The 26,991-nt window shown below is 46.9% G+C and carries 16 protein-coding genes, 1 tRNA gene and 3 rRNA genes; 1 reads left to right on the plus strand and 19 read right to left on the minus strand.

The features are described 5' to 3' along the window. Positions 1 to 44: 44 nt before the first annotated feature. The 13 genes from MHH46_RS29170 to MHH46_RS29230 all read right to left on the minus strand — a co-directional run bounded on the left by MHH46_RS29170 (position 45) and on the right by MHH46_RS29230 (position 16,337). Positions 45 to 1,133: a PIN/TRAM domain-containing protein gene (locus MHH46_RS29170; RefSeq protein WP_036680481.1), complete on the minus strand. Its 1,089-nt coding sequence runs from the start codon at positions 1,131 to 1,133 to the stop codon at positions 45 to 47. Positions 1,134 to 1,310: 177 nt separating this feature from the next. Further along, positions 1,311 to 2,048 (minus strand): CDP-diacylglycerol--serine O-phosphatidyltransferase, encoded by a 738-nt coding sequence (gene pssA, locus MHH46_RS29175; RefSeq protein ID WP_036680477.1) that lies wholly within the window; start codon positions 2,046 to 2,048, stop codon positions 1,311 to 1,313. A gap of 64 nt (positions 2,049 to 2,112) precedes the next feature. Beyond that, positions 2,113 to 3,189 (minus strand): DNA integrity scanning diadenylate cyclase DisA, encoded by a 1,077-nt coding sequence (gene disA / locus MHH46_RS29180; RefSeq protein ID WP_036680475.1) that lies wholly within the window; start codon positions 3,187 to 3,189, stop codon positions 2,113 to 2,115. Positions 3,190 to 3,202: 13 nt separating this feature from the next. Next, on the minus strand, positions 3,203 to 4,570 hold the full coding sequence (gene radA / locus MHH46_RS29185; protein WP_036680472.1) for a DNA repair protein RadA: 1,368 nt from the start codon (positions 4,568 to 4,570) through the stop codon (positions 3,203 to 3,205). Positions 4,571 to 4,756: 186 nt separating this feature from the next. Next, positions 4,757 to 7,225, minus strand: a complete 2,469-nt coding sequence (gene clpC, locus MHH46_RS29190; RefSeq protein WP_036680471.1) for an ATP-dependent protease ATP-binding subunit ClpC — start codon at positions 7,223 to 7,225, stop codon at positions 4,757 to 4,759. A gap of 35 nt (positions 7,226 to 7,260) precedes the next feature. Beyond that, positions 7,261 to 8,325, minus strand: a complete 1,065-nt coding sequence (locus tag MHH46_RS29195) for a protein arginine kinase (protein WP_036680469.1) — start codon at positions 8,323 to 8,325, stop codon at positions 7,261 to 7,263. A 28-nt stretch (positions 8,326 to 8,353) separates the two neighbouring features. Next, on the minus strand, positions 8,354 to 8,878 hold the full coding sequence (locus MHH46_RS29200) for a UvrB/UvrC motif-containing protein (protein WP_036680467.1): 525 nt from the start codon (positions 8,876 to 8,878) through the stop codon (positions 8,354 to 8,356). Between the two features lie 30 nt (positions 8,879 to 8,908). Continuing rightward, entirely contained in the window at positions 8,909 to 9,370 is a 462-nt protein-coding gene (locus MHH46_RS29205) for a CtsR family transcriptional regulator (protein WP_036680465.1), read from the minus strand. 294 nt (positions 9,371 to 9,664) lie between these two features. Further along, positions 9,665 to 10,837: an enhanced intracellular survival protein Eis gene (gene eis / locus MHH46_RS29210; RefSeq protein ID WP_076130022.1), complete on the minus strand. Its 1,173-nt coding sequence runs from the start codon at positions 10,835 to 10,837 to the stop codon at positions 9,665 to 9,667. 421 nt (positions 10,838 to 11,258) lie between these two features. After that, positions 11,259 to 11,375 (minus strand): 5S ribosomal RNA (rrf, locus tag MHH46_RS29215). 128 nt (positions 11,376 to 11,503) lie between these two features. Next, positions 11,504 to 14,430, minus strand: a 23S ribosomal RNA gene (locus tag MHH46_RS29220). Positions 14,431 to 14,602: 172 nt separating this feature from the next. Continuing rightward, a tRNA-Ala gene (locus tag MHH46_RS29225) sits at positions 14,603 to 14,678 on the minus strand. Between the two features lie 101 nt (positions 14,679 to 14,779). Continuing rightward, positions 14,780 to 16,337 (minus strand): 16S ribosomal RNA (locus MHH46_RS29230). The 16S, 23S and 5S rRNA genes sit together here with 1 tRNA gene alongside, the layout of an rRNA operon. Positions 16,338 to 16,741: 404 nt before the next feature. Between MHH46_RS29230 and MHH46_RS29235 the strand changes: the two genes are divergently transcribed. After that, positions 16,742 to 17,998: an MFS transporter gene (locus MHH46_RS29235; RefSeq protein WP_076123743.1), complete on the plus strand. Its 1,257-nt coding sequence runs from the start codon at positions 16,742 to 16,744 to the stop codon at positions 17,996 to 17,998. A 4-nt stretch (positions 17,999 to 18,002) separates the two neighbouring features. Here MHH46_RS29235 and MHH46_RS29240 read toward each other — a convergent pair whose 3' ends face one another. From MHH46_RS29240 to pcrA, 6 genes are all read right to left on the minus strand, one after another. Then, positions 18,003 to 19,862 (minus strand): transglycosylase domain-containing protein, encoded by a 1,860-nt coding sequence (locus MHH46_RS29240; protein WP_076123745.1) that lies wholly within the window; start codon positions 19,860 to 19,862, stop codon positions 18,003 to 18,005. Continuing rightward, a complete protein-coding gene (locus MHH46_RS29245) occupies positions 19,859 to 20,443 on the minus strand; it encodes a hypothetical protein (RefSeq protein ID WP_076123746.1) in 585 nt (194 codons plus the stop codon). The genes MHH46_RS29240 and MHH46_RS29245 overlap by 4 nt, the downstream gene beginning before the upstream one ends. Before the next feature lie 62 nt (positions 20,444 to 20,505). Beyond that, positions 20,506 to 21,618, minus strand: coding sequence for a cell wall metabolism sensor histidine kinase WalK (locus MHH46_RS29250; RefSeq protein WP_076123748.1), 1,113 nt, complete (start codon positions 21,616 to 21,618; stop codon positions 20,506 to 20,508). 19 nt (positions 21,619 to 21,637) lie between these two features. Beyond that, positions 21,638 to 22,345, minus strand: coding sequence for a response regulator transcription factor (locus tag MHH46_RS29255; protein ID WP_036678667.1), 708 nt, complete (start codon positions 22,343 to 22,345; stop codon positions 21,638 to 21,640). A 180-nt stretch (positions 22,346 to 22,525) separates the two neighbouring features. Continuing rightward, a complete protein-coding gene (gene ligA / locus MHH46_RS29260; RefSeq protein WP_076099629.1) occupies positions 22,526 to 24,538 on the minus strand; it encodes an NAD-dependent DNA ligase LigA in 2,013 nt (670 codons plus the stop codon). Between the two features lie 77 nt (positions 24,539 to 24,615). Then, entirely contained in the window at positions 24,616 to 26,955 is a 2,340-nt protein-coding gene (pcrA, locus tag MHH46_RS29265; RefSeq protein ID WP_076192497.1) for a DNA helicase PcrA, read from the minus strand. Between the last annotated feature and the right edge of the window lie 36 nt (positions 26,956 to 26,991).

Genomic DNA, 26,991 nt, shown 5'->3' on the forward strand with positions numbered 1-26,991 from the left:
GCATTTCCAACCCATAGGACAGTCCCCATACACTTTATCTTCACTTATTGCGCTTTTTCCAAAAGTTTTGGCTTAGCAAATATCATTCGGCCAGCCGAAGTTTGCAGCACGCTAGTGACCAGAACCTCCATCGTAGTCCCGATATATTCACGTCCGCCTTCTACAACAATCATCGTTCCATCGTCTAAGTAGGCTACCCCTTGCCCATGTTCTTTGCCATCCTTAATGACCTGAACTACGATTTCCTCACCAGGCAGCACTACAGGCTTCACAGCATTCGCCAGATCGTTAATATTCAGAACGGAAACACCCTGCAATTCGCAAACCTTATTTAAGTTGAAATCATTAGTGACTACTTTACCTTGCAATACCTTCGCTAACTTCACTAACTTACTGTCAACCTCAGAGATTTCTTCAAAATCTCCCTCATAGATCAATACCTTCACATCAAGCTCTTTTTGAATTTTATTGAGAATATCAAGCCCACGCCGTCCCCGGTTCCGCTTCAACAGATCCGAAGAATCAGCAATATGCTGGAGCTCTTCAAGCACGAATTCAGGTATGACAATGGTTCCCTCAATAAATCCCGTCTTACAAATGTCAGCGATTCTTCCATCGATAATAACACTTGTGTCGAGGATTTTATGTTCCTCAAGCCCGCGGCCTTCCGGCTCAGCCGCTTGACCCCAGCGTCCAGATGTCCACAGTGCAGCTAGCTCCTCTTTTTTCTCCAAACCGATCCGCAGCCCCAGATATCCAAAAGCTAACGTAGCTGGCACTTGCAGCAGCTGCCCAGCTTTCCCAAGCCAGATCATTGCAGGGTATAACAGGAGAGATAACAGAAGCCCCCCTGTTAGCCCAGCTGCACTTGCAGCTAATTCATTCATCGGAATACGCGAACAGTAGTGAACCGCCTCCCGCAGTTTTGAACCTCCCCATTCCGCGCATAAAGACCCCGCAAACAAAAAAATAATGGCACCCAGCACCGTAAATAAAATGCTTCCTTCTACAGGTAAGCTTTCACCCAGCTTTTCCATCCCCTTGGGGAATCCTCTTTCGAGCGCATGGTATAGCGAAAAACCTGACCAAGCACCACATATTAAGGCAAAAGACAAAATCACTTTTTTCCACATAACCTAACGCACCTCCTTTTTATTCATCCTAAATGGATCTATTCCTCACCAGTATGTTCCAATTTTCAAGACGATAAACTTGGGGTAGCGCTGGAAATGCAAAAAGGCTTTGCCATCCCCCAGGGAAGACAAAACCTTTGGTCATAATTTATTCAGTTACCTTACCTTTTGGACCGATTAACCGTTCTTGGAATGATACACTTTATCCTCTGAACGGCTACGACGACGATGACGGCGTCTGGCTGTCAACCGATCAATATTTTGCTTAAAGCCGTATAATGCATAAATTCCAAGTAAGACAAAGATCAGCTTAGCGATTTGCTCTGGGAACACAACAGCTACAGCCACTGCAACAACAATAACCACTGGCGCTCCAACCACCGCTTTTTTCGGCAATCCAATCTTTTTAAAATTAGGATATTTAACAGTGCTGACCATCAAATAGGATAAGAGCAGTGTAGCAACGATCATAAACGGAGCCGAAACATCTTTATTAAAAAGAGCTAATGTGGCCAGTACACCACCTGCAGCAGGAATTGGCAAACCGATAAAATAACCCGGAACCCCCGGACGAACATTAAAACGGGCTAAGCGCAAAGCACCAAACACCGGAAAAATCGCAGTTACTGTCCAGCCTAATGCAGAGTTCAAATCCTGCAGGCTTGAGACGTACAAAATAACGGCCGGTGCGACTCCGAAAGAAACGACATCAGATAAGGAGTCCAACTCCTTGCCAAATTCGCTTTCGCATTTTAGAGCGCGAGCTACTCGACCATCTAAGCCGTCTAACAGCATAGCAATAATAACCATGATAGCGGCCATGCTAATCTTACCGTCAAACGCCATCATGATACCAAACATTCCGAGCATCAAATTACCTATCGTAAAAAGACTCGGAATTGATTTTTGTATCATTTCTTCACCTCAATTTTCTAACTTTGGCCTTTAACGTCCCCAATATTACGTGATTGTATGTTATTTACATTTGCCTGTCAATAAGAACTTGCTTCTGTAAACGTTTGAGCCCATCCTGAATATTACGGGCCCGCACCTCCCCAATTCCGTCCACTTCATCCAATTCAGCTATGCTTGCGGACATCAAATTAGGCAGCATTTCAAACCGCTCCACCAGATTGTGAATGATCACATTCGGAAGCCGCGGAATTTTGTTAAGCAGGCGATAACCACGTGGAGTCACCACTTCTTCAGAGGTAATTGCCGTAGAAGAATAACCCAATATACGGGCAATATGGTTGTCATCCATCAGATCATCATCGCTTATCCGTTTGAGACCAGCGATAATTTCACGGATTTTATCTTCCTGCTCTTCCTTAGCATAGTCTCTGTATAGAAGCCATGCTTCTTCCTCTGTATTTCCAACCAGTTCTTCCATCTGCATGCTGATCAGGCGTCCTTCGTTGCCCAATTCGTTGATATAGCGTTTGATCTCCATTTTTATGCGCAAAACCATCTCTACACGCTGGATAACGCCCACTACTTCAGCAACGGTAACAATGCCCTCATATTCTGAAGCTGACAAATTCGTCAGTCCTTGCGTGAGCACTGCTTTATACTTCTCGAGTGTCTGAATCGCTTGGTTAGCCTTTGCCAAAATAGCCCCGATCTCTTTGAGTGCATAACGTATCGAGCCTTGATAGAGCGTGATGATATTGCGGCGTTGTGAAATGGAAACCACCAGCTTACCCGTTTGCTTCGCTACCCGCTCCGCGGTCCGGTGACGGATCCCCGTCTCGATGGATGAGATAGAGGAATCCGGTATAAGTTGTGTATTAGCATACAATATACGCTTTAAATCCTCACTTAGAATAATAGCTCCGTCCATTTTAGCTAGCTCATATAAATAATTGGGTGAAAAATCGCAGTTAATGGAGAATCCACCATCCACTACGTCCATCACCTCAGGACTGTACCCTACGACAATAAGTGCCCCTGTCTTAGCGCGCAGCACATTCTCCAAACCTTCCCGAAAAGGTGTACCCGGTGCCGCCAGTCTGAGCAGATCATTCATATTCTCTAATTGGTTATATTCTTTCATATCCCTGTGCCCCCTAATCTAACGCGACCGATAGTGCATCTGCTACGGTACTGACGCCAATAATCTGGATATCTTGCGGGTGCTTCCATCCCTTCATGCTCTTTTCAGGCATAATCACCCGCCGGAAGCCAAGTTTTGCGGCCTCCTTAACGCGCATTTCCGCGCGCGAAACGCCTCTTACCTCACCGGTAAGTCCTACTTCTCCGAAGAAAACGTCGTAAGGTTTTGTTGAAATATCACGAAAACTGGAGGCGATACTAATAGCTACAGCTAGATCAATCGCCGGTTCATCCAGCTTTACTCCCCCGGCAACATTCAGGTATGCATCCTGATTCTGCAGGAACATGCCCATCCGTTTCTCGAGTACAGCGATAATAAGTGCCATCCGCTGGTGATCCATGCCTGTGCACATTCGCCGTGGGGAAGGGAAGTGGGTGGCAGCAACAAGTGCCTGAAGTTCTACAAGCACAGGTCTAGTTCCCTCCATACTGGCCACCACAGTAGAACCAGCCACGCCAAGCGGACGTTCCGATAAAAAGAGCTCCGATGGATTCTCTACTTCGGTAAGCCCCGCTTCACCCATTTCGAAAATGCCGATTTCATTCGTAGAGCCAAAGCGGTTTTTTACAGCCCGCAAAAGTCTATACGTATGATGCCGCTCACCCTCAAAATACAGCACACAGTCCACCATATGTTCAAGCATCCGTGGTCCAGCAATAGCCCCTTCCTTGGTAACATGACCAACGAGAACTGTTGCAATTCCACGAATCTTAGCGATACGCATAAATCTTGTCGTACACTCCCGAACCTGGGTCACGCTGCCTGGCGCACTCGTTACTTCTGGCATAAATACGGTCTGAATAGAATCGATGACAAGAAATTGTGGCTGGATTTGTTCGATCGCTTCTTCTATGCTTTCCATATTTGTCTCACATAGTACATAAAGCTCCGTTGACAACGCATCGAGGCGATCCGCGCGCAGCTTAGTTTGCCTTACCGATTCTTCGCCCGAGATATACAGTACTCGCAATCCCTGTGTTGTAAGGGCGTGCGAGGTCTGTAATAAGAGCGTAGATTTACCGATTCCTGGGTCTCCCCCTACTAGTACCAGTGATCCTGGTACGATCCCCCCACCGAGAACACGGTTAAGCTCACCTATACCTGTCAGTATGCGCGGTTCCTTGTCACTTTCTATACTTATGATCGACTGTGCCTTTTCTTTACTATGAAAAATAGGGGCATTCATTCCCTGTGTTTTGACTACGCTTTCCGTTTCCTCCACCATGGAGTTCCAAGCCTGGCACCCTGGGCATTTCCCGAACCATTTTGGCGATTCGTATCCACAGTCGGTGCAAAAAAATTTTGTTTTTGCTTTAGCCATTTGTTCTCCTTACGGTCCGAACTGTTTACAATTCGGATCATTTTCTTCTAATGAAAGTTTACCATTTCTACCCCTTTAACGAAAGGTCATTCGGTATTTGCATTAAATGTATATTTTAAATTGATCTATTTCCAATAAAAAAAGCTTCCGCTCCTCTATAAATAAGGAGCGAAAGCCTTGTTTATTTTATTCGGATTCTACTTCTTTTTCAAGCGCTGGCGCTACTGGAGCGTCCACTTTAGTCACCACAAGTTCTCCGCCGACCTCATCAATATTGAGGGAATCACCCTTTTGGATATTTCCTCTCAACAATTCCTCAGAAAGACGGTCCTCAATATGCTTCTGAATTGCCCGGCGCAATGGACGTGCACCAAAGGCTGGGTCATAACCTTCTTTAGCCAAGAAGGCCTTCGCTGCATCCGTGAGTACAAAATCAACATCATATTCACGCAGGCGCTTGCGCAGCTCATCAGACATCAACGTAACGATCTCAGCGATATGTTTCTCATCGAGTGAGTGGAAGACGATGATTTCGTCGATCCGGTTCAAGAACTCTGGACGGAAGCTCTTCTTGAGCTCTTCCATAACCTTGCCCTTCATATTGCCGTATTCTGCTCCTGCATCTTGCACAGCCGTGAATCCAAGCGTTGAATTCTTCTTGATTGCCTGTGCGCCTACGTTAGAGGTCAGAATGATAAGTGTATTGCGGAAGTCAACTACCCGGCCTTTGGAGTCGGTAAGGCGACCATCTTCAAGCACTTGCAGCAAAATGTTGAATACTTCCGGATGTGCTTTTTCAATTTCATCAAGCAGTACTACAGAGTATGGTTTACGACGTACCTTCTCTGTTAATTGGCCGCCTTCTTCATAGCCGACATATCCAGGAGGAGCACCAACTAAACGGGACGTGGAGTGCTTCTCCATGTATTCCGACATATCAATACGGATGACCGCATTTTCATCGCCGAACATAGCTTCAGCAAGCGCACGTGCCAACTCAGTTTTACCTACACCCGTAGGACCGAGGAAGATAAAGGAGCCCATTGGACGTTTCGGATCTTTAAGACCCGCACGCGCCCGGCGCAATGCCCGGCTGACAGCCTTAACAGCTTCGTCCTGACCAATCACTCGTTCATGCAGCAGAGCTTCCATGTTAAGCAGACGGTCGGTCTCTTCTTCCTTCAGCTTGCTTACAGGGATTCCCGTCCAGCTTGCAACAACCTGTGCAATATCTTCAGGTGTAACTTCAGAATCGGTACGTCCTTGTTTTTCTTTCCACTGGTTCTTAGTCGTATCAAGCTCTTCACGGATTTTTTGCTCCGTATCACGCAGGGCAGCCGCTTTCTCAAACTCTTGGCTCTGAACAGCAGAATCCTTCTCCTTGCGGATATCATCCAAGCGCATTTCTAGTTCCTTCAGATTTGGCGGGATAGTGTAAGAGTGAAGCCTTACTTTAGACCCTGCTTCATCGATAAGGTCAATGGCTTTATCCGGCAGGAAACGATCCGGAATGTAACGATCAGACAGCTTTACAGCTTCCACGATAGCTTCATCCGTAATTTTCACACGGTGATGTGCTTCATAACGATCGCGAAGTCCAAATAAAATTTGTACCGCTTCTTCTGGAGATGGCTGATCCACCGTAATCGGTTGGAAACGACGCTCCAAAGCTGCATCTTTTTCAATATATTTACGATATTCATCCAGCGTAGTCGCACCGATGCACTGAAGTTCTCCGCGGGCTAAAGCCGGCTTAAGAATGTTGGAAGCATCAATAGCACCTTCTGCGCCACCAGCACCGATCAGCGTATGAAGCTCATCGATAAAGAGTACGATATTCCCCGCTTGGCGAATCTCATCCATGATTTTCTTGAGGCGGTCTTCAAACTCACCGCGATATTTAGTACCAGCCACTACAGAGCCCATATCGAGCGTCATTACGCGTTTGTCGCGCAGTGTTTCTGGAATTTCATTATTAATGATCTTTTGGGCCAAGCCTTCAGCAATAGCTGTTTTACCAACCCCAGGTTCACCTATCAACACCGGGTTGTTCTTCGTCCGGCGGCTCAGTACCTGAATAACACGTTCAATTTCCTTGCTACGACCGATAACTGGATCCAGGTTGCCATCCTTGGCATAAGCCGTCAAATCGCGTGCTAGGCCGTCTAGAGTAGGTGTGCTGACATTAGCAGGTGTTCCGCTATGACTGGATGCAGCCTCGCTGCTTCCCAGAAGCTGAAGCACTTGCTGACGAGCTTTGTTCAAGCTGATGCCTAGGTTATTAAGCACACGAGCCGCGACACCTTCTCCTTCACGAATAAGTCCTAGCAGAATATGCTCAGTGCCGACATACGTATGTCCCAGCTTGCGGGCTTCGTCCATCGACAACTCGATTACTTTTTTGGCGCGAGGAGTATAAGCAATGTTCGTAGGTTGTTCTTGGCCTCTGCCAATCAGTGTCTCCACTTCGTCCTGGATTTTTTCAAGACCCAGACCCAAAGCGATTAATGCTTTAGCAGCAATGCCGTCTCCTTCACGAATAAGTCCTAGCAAAATATGTTCTGTGCCAATATTGTTGTGTCCTAAACGAACAGCTTCTTCCTGCGCTAGCGCTAGCACTTTTTGTGCGCGTTCCGTAAATCTTCCAAACATCATATCTCCTGCACCTCCATGAATAATAAATATCTATATTAATGTTGTGTTCCCAGTGTTTCTCGGAGCAGTTTCGCCCGATACATATCCCGTTCAGTGGCGTTCATCTCGTCACCGAACATTTTTTGCAGAAATCCTGGCTGTGTCTTAACGTTAAGCTCATTAAGCACGGAAATCGAAGGGCCTTCCAGTATGCCAAGGTCAACCCCAAGTCTCACATCAGACAGCCGTTGTGCGGATTCTTTAAGCTCCATTAGAGCTGCATAACACAAAATCCCATAAGATCTTTTCACTCGGTCTGTAATTCTTAAAGCGGAATCTACAAGCAGCCTTTCACGGGCATTTCGTTCATGCTCTATAATCTGGGTGACTACACTGTGAAGGTTCTCGATGATTTCACTTTCTGTTTGACCGAGAGTAATCTGATTGGAAATTTGAAAGATGTTCCCTACTGCTTCGCTGCCCTCACCATAAATTCCTCTTACAGTCAATCCCACTTGGTTCACTGCTGACAATATGCGATTGATCTGTTGGGTCATTACTAGTGCTGGCAAATGCAGCATTACTGAGGCACGCAGCCCTGTACCCACATTGGTGGGACAACTGGTCAAGTATCCTCTTTTATCATCAAAAGCGTAATTCACAGCCGATTCGAAGATATCATCGATGGCTGTCGCACGTTCCCATGCTTCTCTTACCTGAAGACCCGGGAACAGACATTGGATCCGCAGATGGTCTTCTTCGTTAATCATGATGCTAACCGACTCATCTTCATTTAATATCACAGCTGCGCCACGTGAATCATTAGCCAGATTAGGACTGATGAGATGTTTCTCGACCAATACCTTTTTATCCAGTTCATTCACTTCAGCAAGCTTTATTAGTTGAAAAGATCCGAATTCGGCAGCAGTTTCCCCATGAAACACAGGGGCCAGCAGCTCTAATACTTCTTCCGATTGCTCTAAGGAAGCAAGCATAGGGAATGGAAGATGCTCTAAATTACGTGCAATACGCATACGGCTGCTAATTACAATCTCGGAGTGACTGCCTCCCGAGCGCATCCAATCACTAAGCGCTTGTTCAGTAAATCGGAGACTTGACATGTCATATCCCCCCTATATATCAAAGACTTTACTCTTGTGCCATTTCTTTTTCAAGTTGGCGAATTTGATCCCGCAGCTCTGCCGCAGTTTCGAATTCCTCCTGTGCGATACTTTGCTGTAATTCCAGCTTCAATTCATCAATTTGCCGCTTGAACACAATTTGTGCTCCAGCACGTTTAGGAATCTTGCCTACATGCGAAGTGCTGCCATGCACCCGTTTAAAGAGCGGGTCCAGTGCACTGTTGAAATATTTATAACAGGAGCTGCAGCCAAAACGACCCAATTTGCTAAACTGCGAGTACGTCATTCCACAATTCTCACATTGCAGACTCTGCGTAGTCTTCGTAGCAGCCGTCTTTTCCTTACCGGCCCCTTCAAGATCAAGCAGACCGGACAGCAAGCTGTGAATGGAGAATCCTCCAGCAGTTCCCGGGATCAGTTCACCCTTCTCCCGCGCGCAGCTCTCGCAGATATGAAATTCTGTCTTCTCTCCATTCACGATCTTGGTGAAATGGAGTGTTGCTGGCTTGACGCCACATTCCTGACATTGCATAAGCGAAAGCCCCTCCCTTATGATTGACAATTATTTGCCTAACAAAGAGATTAACATCGCCTTCATAATCTTGGCCCGAATCTCATCCCGATATGGAATCTTAACCGTTAGGCAATCCCGAGAAACAGCAGCGCGCATAAGACACGCCTCACGCTTGCTTAGAAAACCAGCTTCCTCCAGTTGATAAATCAACCCTTCGGCAGCGTTCTGATCTATCCCGCCACCTATAGTATGGTTTAAATGGGCATGCAGTGCCACGTTGGGCGGCAATTCAAAACGTTGAATACGAATATATCCCCCGCCACCACGTTTACTTTCCACCACATAGCCTTTTTCCAGTGTAAAGCGTGTACTAATAACATAATTGATCTGTGACGGTACGCATGAGAACTGGTCCGCCAGGTCATTTCGCTGGATTTCCACCGTACCTTCGGGACTTTCATGCAAAATATTCTTCAGATATTGTTCAATAATATCAGAGATATTGCGCATCACTCATCCTCCAGTGCTCTTTAAAGCTTCATAATATCGCTTACGGCCCGCATCCTTAATGACATTCATTAGTGAACTTCATTCATATAAGTCTGAAGAAAACTTCACGAATTCAGAGGATCGCACTGTATGTCATCAGGTGCGTTGACTTTGACTTTCTTTGACTTTTTAATATTATAACATATTCTGTGCTAATTCCAAGAGGATTCTCTTATTTTTCACTTTTTTCAGCGAATGTATTCGGAAATAAAGAACTCTCCCAGCATCTTTCGAAGGGGAGAGCCTAATTATTTTCTAAAAATGATCAAAAAGTGCAGTTTCAGCTTGCGGTATGATTTCTTCGAGCCATTCCAGAGCCGTCGGATTACCAGTCACACGTCCATAACGAGCCAGCTCTGCCGGGCGTTTATATCCAAACATTAGAATCGTCAGCGAACCAATATCACAGCTTAAGTCAGCTGCATCCCGTTCACCCTCTATACGCAAGAAAGCTGCTGCTCCCTTTTCGGAGACAGTCCATTCCCACAACCCGTCATTCCATGGGGCATATTTATCTTCAATATAGATAACCTGTTTCTTCTGACTGTTGTGACGCTTAAAAGAATAACTCTCCACGAATGCTTTAGCATTAACAATACGCGCCATAAAATAAGGATAATTCTCCTGCTCTATACGCGGATCAGGCAGCAAAAAGGGTAACATATCATCGGATGGCACCAGTTTTAGCGATGCACCGGTCACCATCGAATCGTGATTCGCAAGAAATGTCCACAGCCCCTGCCGGGCCTGTTCGTTCAAAAACACAAATTCATCAATGACCAGCTCTCTATTTTCTATCTTATATAGTACGTATCCTTCAGGTTCCCCAAGCTGTGAATAAAATACCGCAGTCTGACCTTCATCATCCAGAACAGAGTTTTCCCACCAGTCCAAATCACGCTTAAGTGTTCCGTTATATCTAACTGCAAAACGATTGTATAAGTTGTCCAATACTTCGATATCTATAACACCACGTCTTACCTTGCCCTCAACTTCAACCTTCTTGGGAAACTTGGCAACAGGAATGGAGTATTTCTTATATTCACAATAAACTTCCCAACCAAATTTGCGATAAAAGGGGATCAAGAACGGATGCAGAAAAGATAATGTCTGCCCCGCCTCATTCATCGTTTGCAGCGTATGCGCTAGGAGCTTTGCCACATGCCCCTGTCTGCGATTCTCTGGCCATGTCGCTACCCCTGCGAGCCCTCCCATAGGTACTAATCTACCTTGTATGTACACTTCGAACGGAAGAAGAGTAAGTTTAGCTTCCAAAGTACCTTCTTCAAAAGCACCCCATACGCGTTCTGCTTTAAATCTTTCCTTAGCATTCGCCCTTTTCTCACTAGGCAGCTTATATTGAAAAGCATATTCAGATAAATCCATGCTTAGATCAAACTCTTCTGAGTGCAACTGTCTGATATCCACAAAACTCACCTCATCATTTATGAATTTACTTTTATGGTTAGTATAACAAGAGAGTGTATTGTGTGCGAATTATAAGGATATTTTTCGAACTTTTTTTAGTTATCCACAGCCTTAGGCAGTTTTAAAAATAGTCTTGTAATCTTGTTCTATTCAAGTTAAAATAATTATCCACTTATTAATCCCTCTATCCACATAAATATGACTATATCCACAGCAACCCGTGTATTACTTAGGTTTTCTGTTGACAGATCTACATAAATATGTACTTAATCCACACCATTTGGTGATTTTTTGCCTTTTAATCATCTATCCACATGTGCGTAAGTTTTCTGCAAATTCCAATGAATTATCCACAAGTTTTCCACAATCTATAATAGACGCAAAAAAGCCACTGTCGAGTTATCAACAGTGGTCTATTTGTGCTTGGCAACGTCCTACTCTCCCAGGACCCTTCGGTCCAAGTACCATCGGCGCTGGAGGGCTTAACGGTCGTGTTCGGGATGGGTACGCGTGGAACCCCTCCGCTATCGCCACCAAACATGCGTCTGTGAAACAGACGCTGCCGCGTGAAATTCGGTTCTTCACCAGAAGTGAGAATGAATTTCTAAGCGTGTTACAGGCTTGATGCCTGAAAACTGAATCCGAAACAAATCTGCATTCTACGTATAGGATAAGCCCTCGACCGATTAGTATTGGTCAGCTCCATGCATTGCTGCACTTCCACCTCCAACCTATCTACCTCGTCGTCTTCAAGGGGTCTTACTAATTGGGAAATCTCATCTTGAGGGGGGCTTCACGCTTAGATGCTTTCAGCGCTTATCCCGTCCGTACGTAGCTACCCAGCCATGCTCCTGGCGGAACAACTGGTGCACCAGCGGTACGTCCATCCCGGTCCTCTCGTACTAAGGACAGCTCCTCTCAAATTTCCTGCGCCCACGACAGATAGGGACCGAACTGTCTCACGACGTTCTGAACCCAGCTCGCGTACCGCTTTAATGGGCGAACAGCCCAACCCTTGGGACCTACTTCAGCCCCAGGATGCGATGAGCCGACATCGAGGTGCCAAACCTCCCCGTCGATGTGGACTCTTGGGGGAGATAAGCCTGTTATCCCCAGGGTAGCTTTTATCCGTTGAGCGATGGCCCTTCCATGCGGTACCACCGGATCACTAAGTCCGACTTTCGTCCCTGCTCGACTTGTAGGTCTCGCAGTCAAGCTCCCTTATGCCTTTGCACTCTGCGAATGATTTCCAACCATTCTGAGGGAACCTTGGAACGCCTCCGTTACTCTTTAGGAGGCGACCGCCCCAGTCAAACTGCCCGCCTGACACGGTCCCCGTACCCGGTAAGGGTACTAGGTTAGAACCTAGATACGATCAGGGTGGTATCCCAACGGCGCCTCCACCGAAGCTTGCGCTCCGATTTCTACGGCTCCCACCTATCCTGTACAGATCGTACCCAAATTCAATATCAAGCTGCAGTAAAGCTCCATGGGGTCTTTCCGTCTTGTCGCGGGTAACCTGCATCTTCACAGGTATTAAAATTTCACCGGATCTCTCGTTGAGACAGCGCCCAAGTCGTTACGCCATTCGTGCGGGTCAGAATTTACCTGACAAGGAATTTCGCTACCTTAGGACCGTTATAGTTACGGCCGCCGTTTACTGGGGCTTCGGTTCATAGCTTCGGGTTACCCCTAACCACTCCCCTTAACCTTCCAGCACCGGGCAGGCGTCAGCCCGTATACTTCGCCTTGCGGCTTCGCACAGACCTGTGTTTTTGCTAAACAGTCGCTTGGGCCTTTTCACTGCGGCCCCCTCGTGCTATTCACACTACCGGGGCACCCCTTCTCCCGAAGTTACGGGGTCATTTTGCCGAGTTCCTTAACGAGAGTTCTTCCGCGCGCCTTAGAATTCTCTTCTCGCCTACCTGTGTCGGTTTGCGGTACGGGCACCTTCTCCTGGCTAGAGGCTTTTCTTGGCAGTGTGAGATCATGACCTTCGCTACTATAATTTTCGCTCCCCATCACAGCCCAGCCTTAATGATGTGCGGATTTGCCTACACATCAGCCTCACTGCTTAGACGGACATCCATCAGTCCGCGTCACTACCCTCCTGCGTCACCCCATCGCTCATAGCGGATTACGGTGGTACAGTAATTTCAAACTGTTGTCCTTCGACTACGCCTTTCGGCCTCGCCTTAGGTCCCGACTTACCCTGAGCGGACGAGCCTTCCTCAGGAAACCTTGGGCTTTCGGCGGATCAGATTCTCACTGATCTTTTCGTTACTCATACCGGCATTCTCACTTGTGTAGTGTCCAGCGCTCTTTTCAGTACACCTTCAACCCCTACACAACGCTCCCCTACCCCAGATACATACGTATCTAGCCATAGCTTCGGTGGTGTGTTTAGCCCCGTTACATTTTCGGCGCAGAGTCACTCGACCAGTGAGCTATTACGCACTCTTTCAATGGTGGCTGCTTCTAAGCCAACATCCTGGTTGTCTGTGCAACTCCACATCCTTTCCCACTTAACACACACTTGGGGACCTTAGCTGATGGTCTGGGCTGTTTCCCTTTTGACAATGGATCTTAGCACTCACTGTCTGACTCCCGGCAATAAGTATATGGCATTCGGAGTTTGACTGAGCTTGGTAATCCTTGCGGACCCCGCACCCAATCAGTGCTCTACCTCCACTACTCTTATACCGAGGCTAGCCCTAAAGCTATTTCGGGGAGAACCAGCTATCTCCGAGTTCGATTGGAATTTCTCCGCTACCCCCACCTCATCCCCGCACTTTTCAACGTACGTGGGTTCGGGCCTCCAGTGCGTGTTACCGCACCTTCACCCTGGACAGGGGTAGATCACACGGTTTCGGGTCTACGTCCACATACTAAATCGCCCTATTCAGACTCGCTTTCGCTGCGGCTCCACCTTCTCGGCTTAACCTTGCATGTTAAACGTAACTCGCCGGTTCATTCTACAAAAGGCACGCCATCACCCATTAATAGGGCTCTGACTTTTTGTAAGCACACGGTTTCAGGTTCTATTTCACTCCCCTTCCGGGGTGCTTTTCACCTTTCCCTCACGGTACTGTTTCACTATCGGTCGCCAGGTAGTATTTAGCCTTAGCAGATGGTCCTGCTGGATTCATACGGGGTTTCACGTGCCCCGCACTACTCGGGATCCGTCTCGGAGAGAATACAGTTTAGGTTACAGGGCTTTTACCTCTATCGCGGGCCTTTCCAGACCTCTTCACCTACCATATTCCTTTGTAACTCCATGTGAGACGTCCCACAACCCCTAAGAGCAAGCTCTTAGGTTTAGGCTGTTCCGCGTTCGCTCGCCGCTACTGACGGAATCACTATTGTTTTCTCTTCCTCAGGGTACTTAGATGTTTCAGTTCCCCTGGTCTGCCTCTACATTTCCTATGTATTCAGAAATGAGTAACTGCGAATTACCACAGCTGGGTTTCCCCATTCGGACACCCCCGGATCAAAGCTTGCTTACAGCTCCCCGAGGCAGTTTCGTTGTTCGCCACGTCCTTCGTCGGCTCCTGGCGCCTAGGCATCCTCCGTGTGCTCTTATTAGCTTAACCTTGATTTTTCCGCAGGAAAATATCATACGATGACATTCTCTTTGGAATCATCTCACTAATAACATTTACTTGTTTACACAAGTTGCTAAAAGATGTTCTAAAACGCAAATTCGTTTCGGTATCCAGTTTTCAAGGATCAAGTGTATAGACATAACAAATAGATGAAGTTTGTTGGTGGAGCCAAGCGGGATCGAACCGCTGACCTCCTGCTTGCAAGGCAGGCGCTCTCCCAGCTGAGCTATGGCCCCGCAAATTCCATCAAAACCGAACAAATGGATACACGTTAATTGGTTGTGGAAGTTAAACTTCCGATTTGAATGTTCTCATTGCAGAGAACGATTCTCCATAGAAAGGAGGTGATCCAGCCGCACCTTCCGATACGGCTACCTTGTTACGACTTCACCCCAATCATCTACCCCACCTTCGGCGGCTGGCTCCCTTGCGGGTTACCCCACCGACTTCGGGTGTTGTAAACTCTCGTGGTGTGACGGGCGGTGTGTACAAGACCCGGGAACGTATTCACCGCGGCATGCTGATCCGCGATTACTAGCAATTCCGACTTCATGCAGGCGAGTTGCAGCCTGCAATCCGAACTGAGACCGGCTTTGATGGGATTGGCTCCACCTCGCGGCTTCGCTTCCCGTTGTACCGGCCATTGTAGTACGTGTGTAGCCCAGGTCATAAGGGGCATGATGATTTGACGTCATCCCCACCTTCCTCCGGTTTGTCACCGGCAGTCACTCTAGAGTGCCCAACATTACTTGCTGGCAACTAAAGTTAAGGGTTGCGCTCGTTGCGGGACTTAACCCAACATCTCACGACACGAGCTGACGACAACCATGCACCACCTGTCTCCTCTGTCCCGAAGGCCGCTGCTATCTCTAGCAGATTCAGAGGGATGTCAAGACCTGGTAAGGTTCTTCGCGTTGCTTCGAATTAAACCACATACTCCACTGCTTGTGCGGGTCCCCGTCAATTCCTTTGAGTTTCAGTCTTGCGACCGTACTCCCCAGGCGGAGTGCTTACTGTGTTAACTTCGGCACCAAGGGTATCGAAACCCCTAACACCTAGCACTCATCGTTTACGGCGTGGACTACCAGGGTATCTAATCCTGTTTGCTCCCCACGCTTTCGCGCCTCAGCGTCAGTTACAGCCCAGAAAGTCGCCTTCGCCACTGGTGTTCCTCCACATATCTACGCATTTCACCGCTACACGTGGAATTCCACTTTCCTCTTCTGTACTCAAGCCACCCAGTTTCCAGTGCGACCTCAGGTTGAGCCCAAGGTTTAAACACCAGACTTAAATAGCCGCCTGCGCGCGCTTTACGCCCAATAATTCCGGACAACGCTTGCCCCCTACGTATTACCGCGGCTGCTGGCACGTAGTTAGCCGGGGCTTTCTTCTCAGGTACCGTCACTCCGGTAACAGTTACTCTACCGGACGTTCTTCCCTGGCAACAGAGCTTTACGATCCGAAAACCTTCATCACTCACGCGGCGTTGCTCCGTCAGGCTTTCGCCCATTGCGGAAGATTCCCTACTGCTGCCTCCCGTAGGAGTCTGGGCCGTGTCTCAGTCCCAGTGTGGCCGTTCACCCTCTCAGGTCGGCTACGCATCGTCGCCTTGGTGGGCCGTTACCCCACCAACTAGCTAATGCGCCGCAGGCCCATCCCTCAGTGACAGATTGCTCCGTCTTTCATTCTTCTCTCAGGAGAAAAAAGAAATTATCCGGTATTAGCTACCGTTTCCGGTAGTTATCCCAGTCTGAAGGGCAGGTTGCCTACGTGTTACTCACCCGTCCGCCGCTAAGTTATTTTGAAAGCAAGCTTTCAAAATAACTCCGCTCGACTTGCATGTATTAGGCACGCCGCCAGCGTTCGTCCTGAGCCAGGATCAAACTCTCCAATTAGTATTGAAAAGAGCGATATGCTCATTTTGAAACTGACGATTCATTAATTGAATCTTTTTAAAAATTAACGTGTTCCATTTGTTCAGTTTTCAAAGAACTTGCTCCTAGCATTTCGACATTCAATGTCTCTTGCACAGGAATTAGAGTATATCATGTTTGTTTCTATCTTGTCAACTTATTTCTTCATCGCTTGTGTTTCGTATGTGCGATGCGTCGTAAGCACAAGAGATAATATACCATGCTGTCATTGAGTTTGCAAGCTTTTTTTGAAATAAAAAAATCATTCGTATAAATAACTTCGATACAACACAAATTGATACCATTCATCCATTATTTGTGGCTAAATAGAATTTATCGTATTCGCCAATCTTACCTTTTAACTATCAGTACAGAGAGGAGTCAAAATGAAGACCAAACCTACAGACGCTGCATCCACGGTAGACAGCAAGAACAAGGAGCAGCGTAATCTGCAGCAGGCAACGATTTATAAAATTTTGTTAGCTGTCAGTTTTGTTCATTTATTTAATGATTCTATACAGGCAGTCATTCCAGCAATCTTCCCTATTCTCAAAGATAATCTACTGCTCTCTTTCGCCCAGATAGGATGGATCTCATTCGCTTTAAATATGACGTCATCAGTAATCCAACCCGTCATTGGATATGCTGCAGACCGTAAACCCCGTCCTATATTATTACCACTGGGTATGTGCAGCACATTTTTAGGTGTACTTCTATTGGCTTATGCCAATAGCTATTTTCTGGTCTTATTCTCGGTTATCCTGATCGGATTCGGTTCAGCCACCTTCCACCCAGAGGGTATGCGTGTTGCTCATATGGCCGCAGGTCAGCGAAAGGGATTGTCGCAATCTATTTTTCAAGTGGGCGGCAATGCTGGACAGTCCCTGGGTCCAATGCTTACGAAATGGGTATTCATCCCCTTTGGCCAGATTGGTGCCCTAGGCTTCACGATCGTCGCGGCTGCCGGAATCGCTGTTCAGACCTATGTAGCTCGCTGGTATAGAGAAATGCTAGATGCCGGTTATACCTTTCATAAAAAATCAACAGCACGGGCAATCGACCCTGCCCGCCGAAAAAGCATACGAACAGCAACGATTATTCTTGTATTCCTAGTCTTTGTTAGGTCTTGGTATGGCGCTTCTATCGGCAGTTACTACGCCTTCTATCTAATGGACAAATATCAAATGACGCTGGATAAAGCCCAAATCTATATTTTTATGTATTTGGCTGCTGGCGCAGTGGGTACATTTTTTGGAGGTCCGCTGGCTGACCGTTTTGGACGGCGTAATCTCATCTTACTATCAATGGTAGGAACCGTTCCCTTTGCACTTGCTCTACCCTTTGTAGGTCCATTATGGGCGGCTGTATTGCTGCTGATTGGCGGTTTCATCCTTCTGTCCAGCTTCTCTGTTACCGTCATTTATGCTCAAATGCTATATCCGGGCAACATTGGCACAGTTTCAGGTCTGATCACGGGACTTGCTTTTGGACTCGGCGGGATCGGCTCATTAGTCCTCGGCAACCTCATTGATAGTATCGGGATTGCTAAAGTGTTCATCGCTTGCGGCTTCCTCCCGCTGCTTGGGTTTCTTGCCTTGCTGCTTCCTAGAGATGAGAAATTAGAAGAATGGGCGGCGCAATAACTTCTCAATGATCACTTAAGGCTTTACTCATTACTGTAGAAAATAGAGCGGCAGCCTTCCCGCTGCCTTCAGTCATGTAATTATCCTGATTCGTACGATCAAAACCCATCCATACCGCAGCTGTCCACTCCGAAGTATAGCCTACAAACCAAAGATCCCGATTAGCTTTCTTGCTCACGCCAGCCAAGTCCAATTGGGTCGTACCGGTCTTTCCCGCTACTGGTCTGTTCATCTGCGCTTTTTTCCCTGTTCCTTCATTAACAACATTGCGTAACATAGCCGTCATCGCTTCTGCGGTACGCGGCGAGATTACCTGACGTGATTCAGAGGGATGAGTATACAAGACCTTCCCTTTTGAATCCGTTATGGAGCGCACCATATGAGCCGCATTAAATTTGCCTCCACTAGCAAAGACACTGTAGGCCTGGGCCATTTTTAGTGGAGAAACCCCATTATGAAGCCCCCCCAAAGCTATTGATAAATGATTGTCCTCCTCCGTCAGTACAATTCCTAATTTGGCGGCAAATTGCCGCGCAGAAGAGATTCCAACCTGCTTCAATACCCATACGGCTGGTGCATTGATGGATTTTTGCAAAGCTGTGTTCATTGTGACCTGACCTTGGTATATACCGTTCAAGTTCTCAGGTTTGTAGCTGCCATAAGCAACTCTACGGTCGGACAGCATACTATTCGGGTTGAATTTCCCGCTCTCCAGTGCAGGTCCATAATCAATGATCGGCTTAAAGCTAGAACCCGGCTGACGTGCATCAATAATAGCTCTGTTCAAATTGCCCTCGTTTTGATCTCGCCCACCAATCAATGCCACTACTTCTCCTGTACGATGATCCATTATGGTCATAGCTGCTTCTACCTGCTGATCTTTTCCGTCAGGTGGAAATGAAGCCTCTTTGAGAACGGCCTGCTCAAGTGCCTGCTGTGCTTTGATGTTCAAACCTGTAACTATAGTGTAGCCGCCTGCACGAAGCTCCTCTACGGATTTCCCTGTGATCTGAGCCGCTTCCTTAAGGGCGGCATCCACATAGTACACTCCGGCAACCCCATTTTCGACCGCAGCTGGAGGCTGATATTGTTTATTCATAGCTTCCTGCATTTGCCCATTCGTGATTAGTCGCTGATTGAACATCATCTTTAGCACTAGATTTCTTCTCGTTTTGGATAATGCACTATTGTCTACTGGGTTATAAATAGAGGGGCCTTTAGGGATTCCCGCCAGAGTGGCTATTTGCCAGATCTCCAATTTTTTCAGATCAGACACGCCGAAGTAACGCTTCGCTGCTGCTTTTACTCCATATTGTCCCCTCCCCATATAAATCTGATTGAGGTACAGCTGCAAAATCTCACGTTTCGTCAGTCGCTGCTCCAAGGCAAAAGCAATAGCGGTTTCATTTAACTTACGCAGCATATTCTTATCTCTGTTCAAATAAAGATTGCGAGCAAGCTGTTGAGTAATACTACTGCCACCTTCTGATAAACTCATGTCCAAGATATTTTTTAAGAACGCGCGTGATATCCCTTTATAATCGACCCCTTGATGGCTATAAAAACGGCGGTCTTCTACTGTTAAAAAGGTATCTATTAATAAAGCCGGCATCTCCTCAAGCTCTGCTGTAAGCCTATAACCCGAGCTCGGTAGCGGAGTCATTCGTATAACTGTTCCATCTGAAGCTGTGATGAGGCTTGATTCTGGCAATTGCAGCCTATCCTCATGCCGGTTAAGTACAATCCCCCCATACTGGTATACATAGAACAAAATCAAAAGCACCAATACCGTACTAATAACACTCACATCAAATAATAGGTACCCTACTCGCAATATCCGGGTGCGTGCATTCCATCTGCTCATGATTCGATAATCAGGTTCTCCAGGAACCGCTCCATACTCCGCACTTCATCATTCGCTGCTGCAAGAAGTGTATGTACTTCCGCCTCATCCTCTTCAACCTCACGGAGAGTGCGAAGTATCGCCCTAGTCCTTATTAATAAAGCTACTGCTGGTGTGTCCTCTATCCGCTTTGAGCTTGCACCTCTTTCTGGAACTTCTATTCTTTGCATTCGATTGAGGTTAGCAGCAATTTCACCTATTTCTCCTCCAGAGAGAACCTTGATGTTCTGGGCGACTCCTTTATCTGCCAGCTCCGAGGTTCCCACCACTAGCGAGCGCAAATCATCAGCCATTTTCTGTGAACGAAGAACATACAGCCCACCGAAGACTAGAATAAATAGAAGGATGGCACTAGGGGTTTGACCCATATGATTAATAACCCAATGAATAAGCCGGACAAAAAAGGCTCCTGATTGACCCGAATAATGAGAATACAGCAAAGCGACAGCTCGCTGGACAACAAAAAGAAAGGCAGCACTCAAAAGAGCGCAACCCATAAAAATATATAAATAGCTGATACGAACCGTCCGAAGTTTTGGCATGGTAGTTCCCTCCTTGTGCCACAAGGATAACTTCCAAATCTTAAGAACCCGCCATAGTTTTCTTAAGATTCTATGAAGAATGGGAAACGGGTAATAAAATCCGTGCGAAGAGATATACTTTCTACATAAATAACGCCATTGTGGCGTTCGATGATACTTTTGGCAATCGCAAGTCCAAGCCCTGAGCCGCCTGTATGCTGTGAACGCGACTTTTCTGCCCGATAGAATCGTTCAAAAATAAAAGGGATATCACTTTCCGCAATCCTCTCTCCGAAGTTGCTAATACGGACCACAGCATCATTTTCCTTTTTACTGAAACCTATCTCCAATTTCCCGCCGCTTCTGCCGTAACGGATCGCGTTAGTAATCAAATTTTCATAAGCACGTACTAATTCTTTAGGCGAAGCCTCTATCCATAACTCATCAGCAACGTCCTCGATTTCATAGATCATATCCGCCTTTGTTAGTTCAGGAACTGACTCCTCCGCCAGCTGCCGTATGAAGGCCTTCAAATCCAATCTCTGCATAACCAAAGGGTACTCTCCACTATTTACACGTGTGTATTCAAAAAGATCATCGATCAGTTTACGCAGCACCAGGGATTTGTTGTAGGCTATATCCACGTAATACCGGATTTCCGCTTCTTCCTGACATCGATCTTGTTCAATGTATTCCAGAAAGCCCAAGACAGAGGTAAGCGGGGTGCGTAAATCATGGGAAACACCTGTGATCAAGTCATTTTTCGCATTTACAGCTTTACGTTCCTCCTCTATGGAGTGCTGCAAACGCTCAGCCATTTCATTAATATTCTCAGCCAGCACACCCAGCTCATCTGTGGTTCTGACTTCAATTCTATGGGACATCCCGGAGCTTGTAATTTCTCGAATCCCTTTTGTGATCTCTTCCAGATACAGCACAACTTTACGAGTGTAGATAAAAAAGAATAATAAAAAGCTGATAATACCCGCTGCTGTCATTAGTGGCATAGAGCCAATATGATTAATAATCCAGCGCAGTATGCGTGAATAGGGAGCCGACTCTGAAGCCGGATTTAGATAGATCATAAAGTTGACGAGTTGGTACCCTGCCATGAGCAGCAAAGCGCCCGAAAGCACACTCAGCAAAAAAGCAAACATAAACTTCCAGCGAATCGTCGTTATATATTTAGAATTCAAGAAGCCTCACCTAATCCTTTCAGGAAGGTCCGTCTAATTTATAGCCAACTCCCCAGACGGTTTGTATATAACGTGGGCGTTTCGAATCGATTTCGATTTTGTCTCGGAGATTACGAATATGTACCATCACTGTGTTACCGCCATCTAAAAAGGGTTCATTCCATACCTTATTGTAAATTTGCTCCAAGCTAAGCACTTGACCTTGGTGTCTCGCTAAAAGCTCTAGAATAGAGAATTCCCGCGGAGTCAGTTTAATCTTCTGCTGGTCTACATACACCTCATGCTTAGACGTATCTATAGTCAGATCCTCAAAGCTTAGTTTGCTGTCGTTTCCCAACGTATTACTATCCTTATTAAATCCGTGATAACGGCGCAACTGTGATTTTACTCGTGCCACAATCTCCAAAGGATTAAACGGCTTGCCCACGTAGTCATCTGCCCCGAGGCTCAGGCCGGAGATCTTGTCCATATCTGTATTTTTGGCTGATAGTATGATAATTGGCATTTTCCGCTCTTCACGGATCTTCATACATGCAGCTAGCCCGTCCATTTTAGGCATCATGACATCAAGAATAATTAGATCAACTTCCTCTTTCTGCAGACATTCCAGCGCTTCCATTCCATCATAAGCCTTTAGCAGTCTATAGCCTTCATTACAGAGATAAATCGTTAACAGTTCTACAATTTCCTTCTCATCGTCTACTAACAATATCGTTTCTCTCTTCACAGGAAGGGTTTCCTTTCAAATATAGTAATAAATATCTATAGCTATATATTAGCAGATCATCCGAATTTTTTTCTAAAAATGAAACGTTTAGTTGTAATCCACGCAAAAAAGGCCCCTGCTCCTCTCGTACTTAAACGAAATGGAACCGGGAACCTTTTGGAATCGAATATAGTTTGTTACTTACATATCCAACAAGCGAATTAGCTCATCTTCATCCTCAATGACCTGAATGCCTAACTGCTGCGCTTTAGCCAGCTTACTGCCAGCTTTTTCACCAGCAATAACTAAATCCGTCTTCTTCGACACACTTCCCGACACCTTTGCTCCGAGTGCTTCCAGACGTTCAGCTGCTTCATCTCGGGTAAGCTTTTGCAAGGAACCGGTCAATACGACCGTTTTGCCACTAAAGAAGGAATCGGTACTAACAGGACGTGGCGCCTCAGGAGCCTTTGCTTCCACACCCAACGTCCGCAAGCGGGAAACATTAGCTACTACAACTGGGTCTGCGAAGAAGCTGACAATGCTCTCGGCGACAATCCCACCAATGTCTGGTAACTCAGCGAGCTCCTCGGCTTTGGCCTGCATCACAGCATCCAGATCGCGGAAATGATCAGCCAACATCTTCGTCGTTGCTTTACCTGTGTTAGGGATCCCTAACGCAAAGAGAAATGAAGCAAGATCTCTACCTTTGCTATCCTCTAAAGCTTGCAGCAAATTCTGTGCTTTTTTCTCACCAAAACGGTTCAGCTGTACAAGCTGCTCAAAGTTCAGTTCATACAGATCCGCAGAGTCATGTACATTAAGCTCATCATAGAGCTGACCCGCCGTCTTCTCACTAAACGTCTCGATATCCATCGCATCACGCGAAGCAAAGTGGGTGATCCGACTGATAATCTGCGGCCTACAATTCAGTTTATTGTTACAGAAAAGATGTGCTCCGCGCATTTCTAACGGATATCCACAAGCTGGACAGTCCTCAGGGAAAATAATCTCTCCACCGTCATTCTCCTCTGTTACCTTGCCGAGAATTTCTGGGATAACATCATTGGAACGGCGAATAAAGACCCGCGAACCTAAGGCGAATTTCAAGTTTTTGCGCTCAATATCACCCACATTATTCAGGGTGCAGTTCTGAACGGTAACTCCGGCAAGCTCTACAGCCTCAACCCGAGCCAGCGGAGTCACTTTACCTGTACGACCTACATTCCAGCTAACAGACTCCAGCACGGTCGTCGTTTCTTCGGCTTCAAATTTATAAGCAACTGCCCAACGCGGGAACTTGTCAGTGTAGCCAAGCACCTCACGGATCCGGAAATCCGTGACCTTAATTACAGCCCCATCAATGAGGTAATCAAGACTCGAACGACTCTCCTCGATTCCAGCGAGCTGCTCAGTTACATCATCAAAATCATTGCAGTAGGTCAGGTATGGGTTCACTTTAAATTTGTTATTCCGCAGAAAATCCATCATTTCCTGATGGTCAGCGAACTCCGCGCCTTCTGCAAAGCCTACATTATAGAAAAAAGCGTTCAAACGGCGGTCCGCAGTAGTCTTCGGATTAAGATTACGCAGTGCACCTGCTGCTGCATTACGCGCATTCTTCAGCGGCTCTGCAGCCCTTGTATTATAATCAGCCAGCACAGACAGATTCATAATCCCTTCACCCTGAACCTCAATGACCCCATCCTTGAAGGGAATCGTCAATGGAACGGATTTGATGGTCTTCACCTGTGCAAGTATTCCTTCGCCAACTACACCATTGCCACGCGTTGATGCCTGTTCGAGAACACCATTACGATAGGTTAAATTCAGCGTCAAGCCATCGAACTTCAGTTCTACTGCATAACAAGGATCAGGAAGAGGGGTATCTGGATTCTTAAGATTGTATTCATTCACTAACCGGAGCACCCGGGTATTCCAGCTGCGCAGCTGTTCAATATTCTGTGCTTTATCCAGACTCCAAAGCGGTGCCAGATGCCGATGCGGCGTGAAGCCCTTAAGCAGTTCTCCACCTACACGTTGTGTAGGCGAATCCGGTAGTACGAAGCCACTCTCAGCCTCCAGTGCTACAAGCTTGTCGTATAAAACATCGTATTCCTTATCGCTGACTAGCGGTGCATCCAGCGTGTAGTAGTGGTAATTATAGTTATTTAATTCCGCAACAAGCTCTTCCATCACATGCATAGCATCCATGCAGGTACATCCCTCCGTCAATAAGTTTCCTAAAGTTAGCGTGGTCTAAATATCCGTTCGTTAATCGTTGTCTGTTATTATTCCACTTTGGTAATCGGCGCAAACCCCGCAAGCAGGCGTTTCACACCCACGGGAGCCGGAAAAGCAATCTGTAGCTCCGTGTCATTCCCGCTGCCTTTAACAGATACAACGGTGCCCGTGCCCCATTTGCCGTGGGAGACCTTGTCACCGGCTTTGTAATCGCCAGCTGCAGCAGCCCCTGCTCCGGTAGCACGCTGTGCGCCTCCGGAGGTCACGGTCACGCTGCTCTTGCTTGCCGCCGCTGACGCCGTGCTTCCGCCGCCTGCCGGCGTAGCTCCGGTGGCGCCACCCCGGCCGCCAAAGTTCCCACGGCCACCGCTGCCGAAGCCGCGTCCGCCGTAAGCACCGCCTGCCTCCGCGCCTCCGCGCTGGAAGCGGTCTTGAGTCTTAACGGTATCTTCCTTCAGTTCCTCCGGAATCTCCTCTAAGAAGCGGGACGGTTGGTTCGCCGTCGTCCGGCCAAAGAGCGTACGCATCCGCGCACAAGAGAGAAACAGTTGTTTCTCCGCGCGGGTGATCCCCACATACGCAAGCCGGCGTTCCTCTTCCAGCTCGTCGTTGTCCTGGAAGGCACGGCTGTGTGGGAACACGCCTTCTTCCATTCCGACGATAAATACCGTCGGGAACTCCAGACCTTTGGCGCTGTGCATCGTCATTAACACAACCGCATCACTACGATCCTCTTCATCATCGTTCACACTATCGATATCTGCGATAAGTGCAAGATCCGTGAGGAAGGAGACCAGCGACTTGTCTTCGTTGTTCTTTTCAAACTCCATCGTCACCGATAAGAACTCATCGATATTCTCTAGCCGCGAGCGTGATTCGAGTGTGTTTTCATTTTGCAGCTCCAAACGGTACTGCGACATTTCCAGTATTTTTTCCGTCAATTCGGTTACAGACAAGAACTCCACCATACGGTGCAGAGCTTCAATCATATCGTAGAACTCTACTAGCATATTCCGCGTCCGTCCAGCAAAGCCCAAATCATCGACCGTTTGCAGTACTCGGAAAATAGAAACACCACGTTCACCAGCAGCAGCTGCCAGCTTGCCAACCGTTGTATCCCCTAATCCACGCTTAGGAACATTAATAATACGCGTCAGGCTGATATCATCATCAGGGTTAGACAGTAAACGTAGATACGCCAGCAGATCCTTGATTTCTTTACGATCATAGAACTTGATCCCGCCAACGATTTGATATGGAATATCTGATTTGATCAAAATTTCCTCTATTACCCGTGACTGAGCATTCGTCCGATACAGAATCGCGTGATTCTGGTAAGCTTGACCTTGCTTCACATTTTTGCTGATTTCTCCGGTTACAAAATACCCTTCGTCATGCTCGGAATCCGCCCGGTACACCTTAATCTTGGCGCCTTCCTCGGAATCGGTCCACAGCTTTTTCGGTTTACGGCCACTATTAAGCGCGATTACCCCATTGGCTGCATTCAGGATATTAGCGGTTGAACGGTAATTCTGTTCTAGCAGAATCGTCTTCGCTTCCGGATAATCCTCTTCAAAATTAAGAATATTCGTAATATCCGCACCACGCCAGCGATAGATCGACTGGTCACTATCCCCTACCACGCAAATGCGGTGGTGGCTGTCTGCCAGCATGCGGCACAACATGTATTGTGCTCTGTTCGTATCCTGATACTCATCCACATGGATGTATTTGAACTTCTTTTGGTAAAAATCCAGAACCTCGGGAACTTCCTTAAATAATTCGATAGTCTTCATAATCAAATCATCAAAATCAAGCGAGTTATTGCTTCTCAAACGCCGTTGGTACATTTTATAAACCTTGGCAACTAAACCTTCGAAATAATCACCGACTTTTTGCTCATACTGCGCCGGAGTAATCAGTTCATTCTTAGATGCGCTAATTATGGCTTGTACAGCTTTCGGTTCGAATTTTTTCGTATCAATATTCAGTTCCTTCATGCAATTACGAATGACTGATAACTGGTCTGTAGAGTCCAGAATCGAGAAGTTGGAAGTAAATCCAATGCGCTCAATATCCTTCCGCAAGATCCGAACACACATGGAGTGAAAGGTGGATACCCAAATATCTCTTCCCTCAGATCCAACGAGCTTAGATACACGTTCCTGCATTTCCCTCGCAGCTTTATTCGTAAATGTAATCGCCAAAATCGCCCAAGGCGGCGCCTTTCGATTAGCAATCAGCCAGGCAATTCTGTGAGTCAGCACTCTCGTCTTCCCACTGCCCGCACCAGCCATAATCAAAAGGGGTCCTTCAGTAGTTTCGACAGCCTGCCTTTGTGGAGGATTCAATCGGCTGACCGCGTCTTGTATGTTAATAAGTTGCATGTGTAACATGCTCCTTTCTAAAAATAAAATTACAAA

It is taken from the genome of Paenibacillus sp. FSL H8-0175, from assembly GCF_045040615.1.
Classification (GTDB): domain Bacteria; phylum Bacillota; class Bacilli; order Paenibacillales; family Paenibacillaceae; genus Paenibacillus_AQ; species Paenibacillus_AQ odorifer.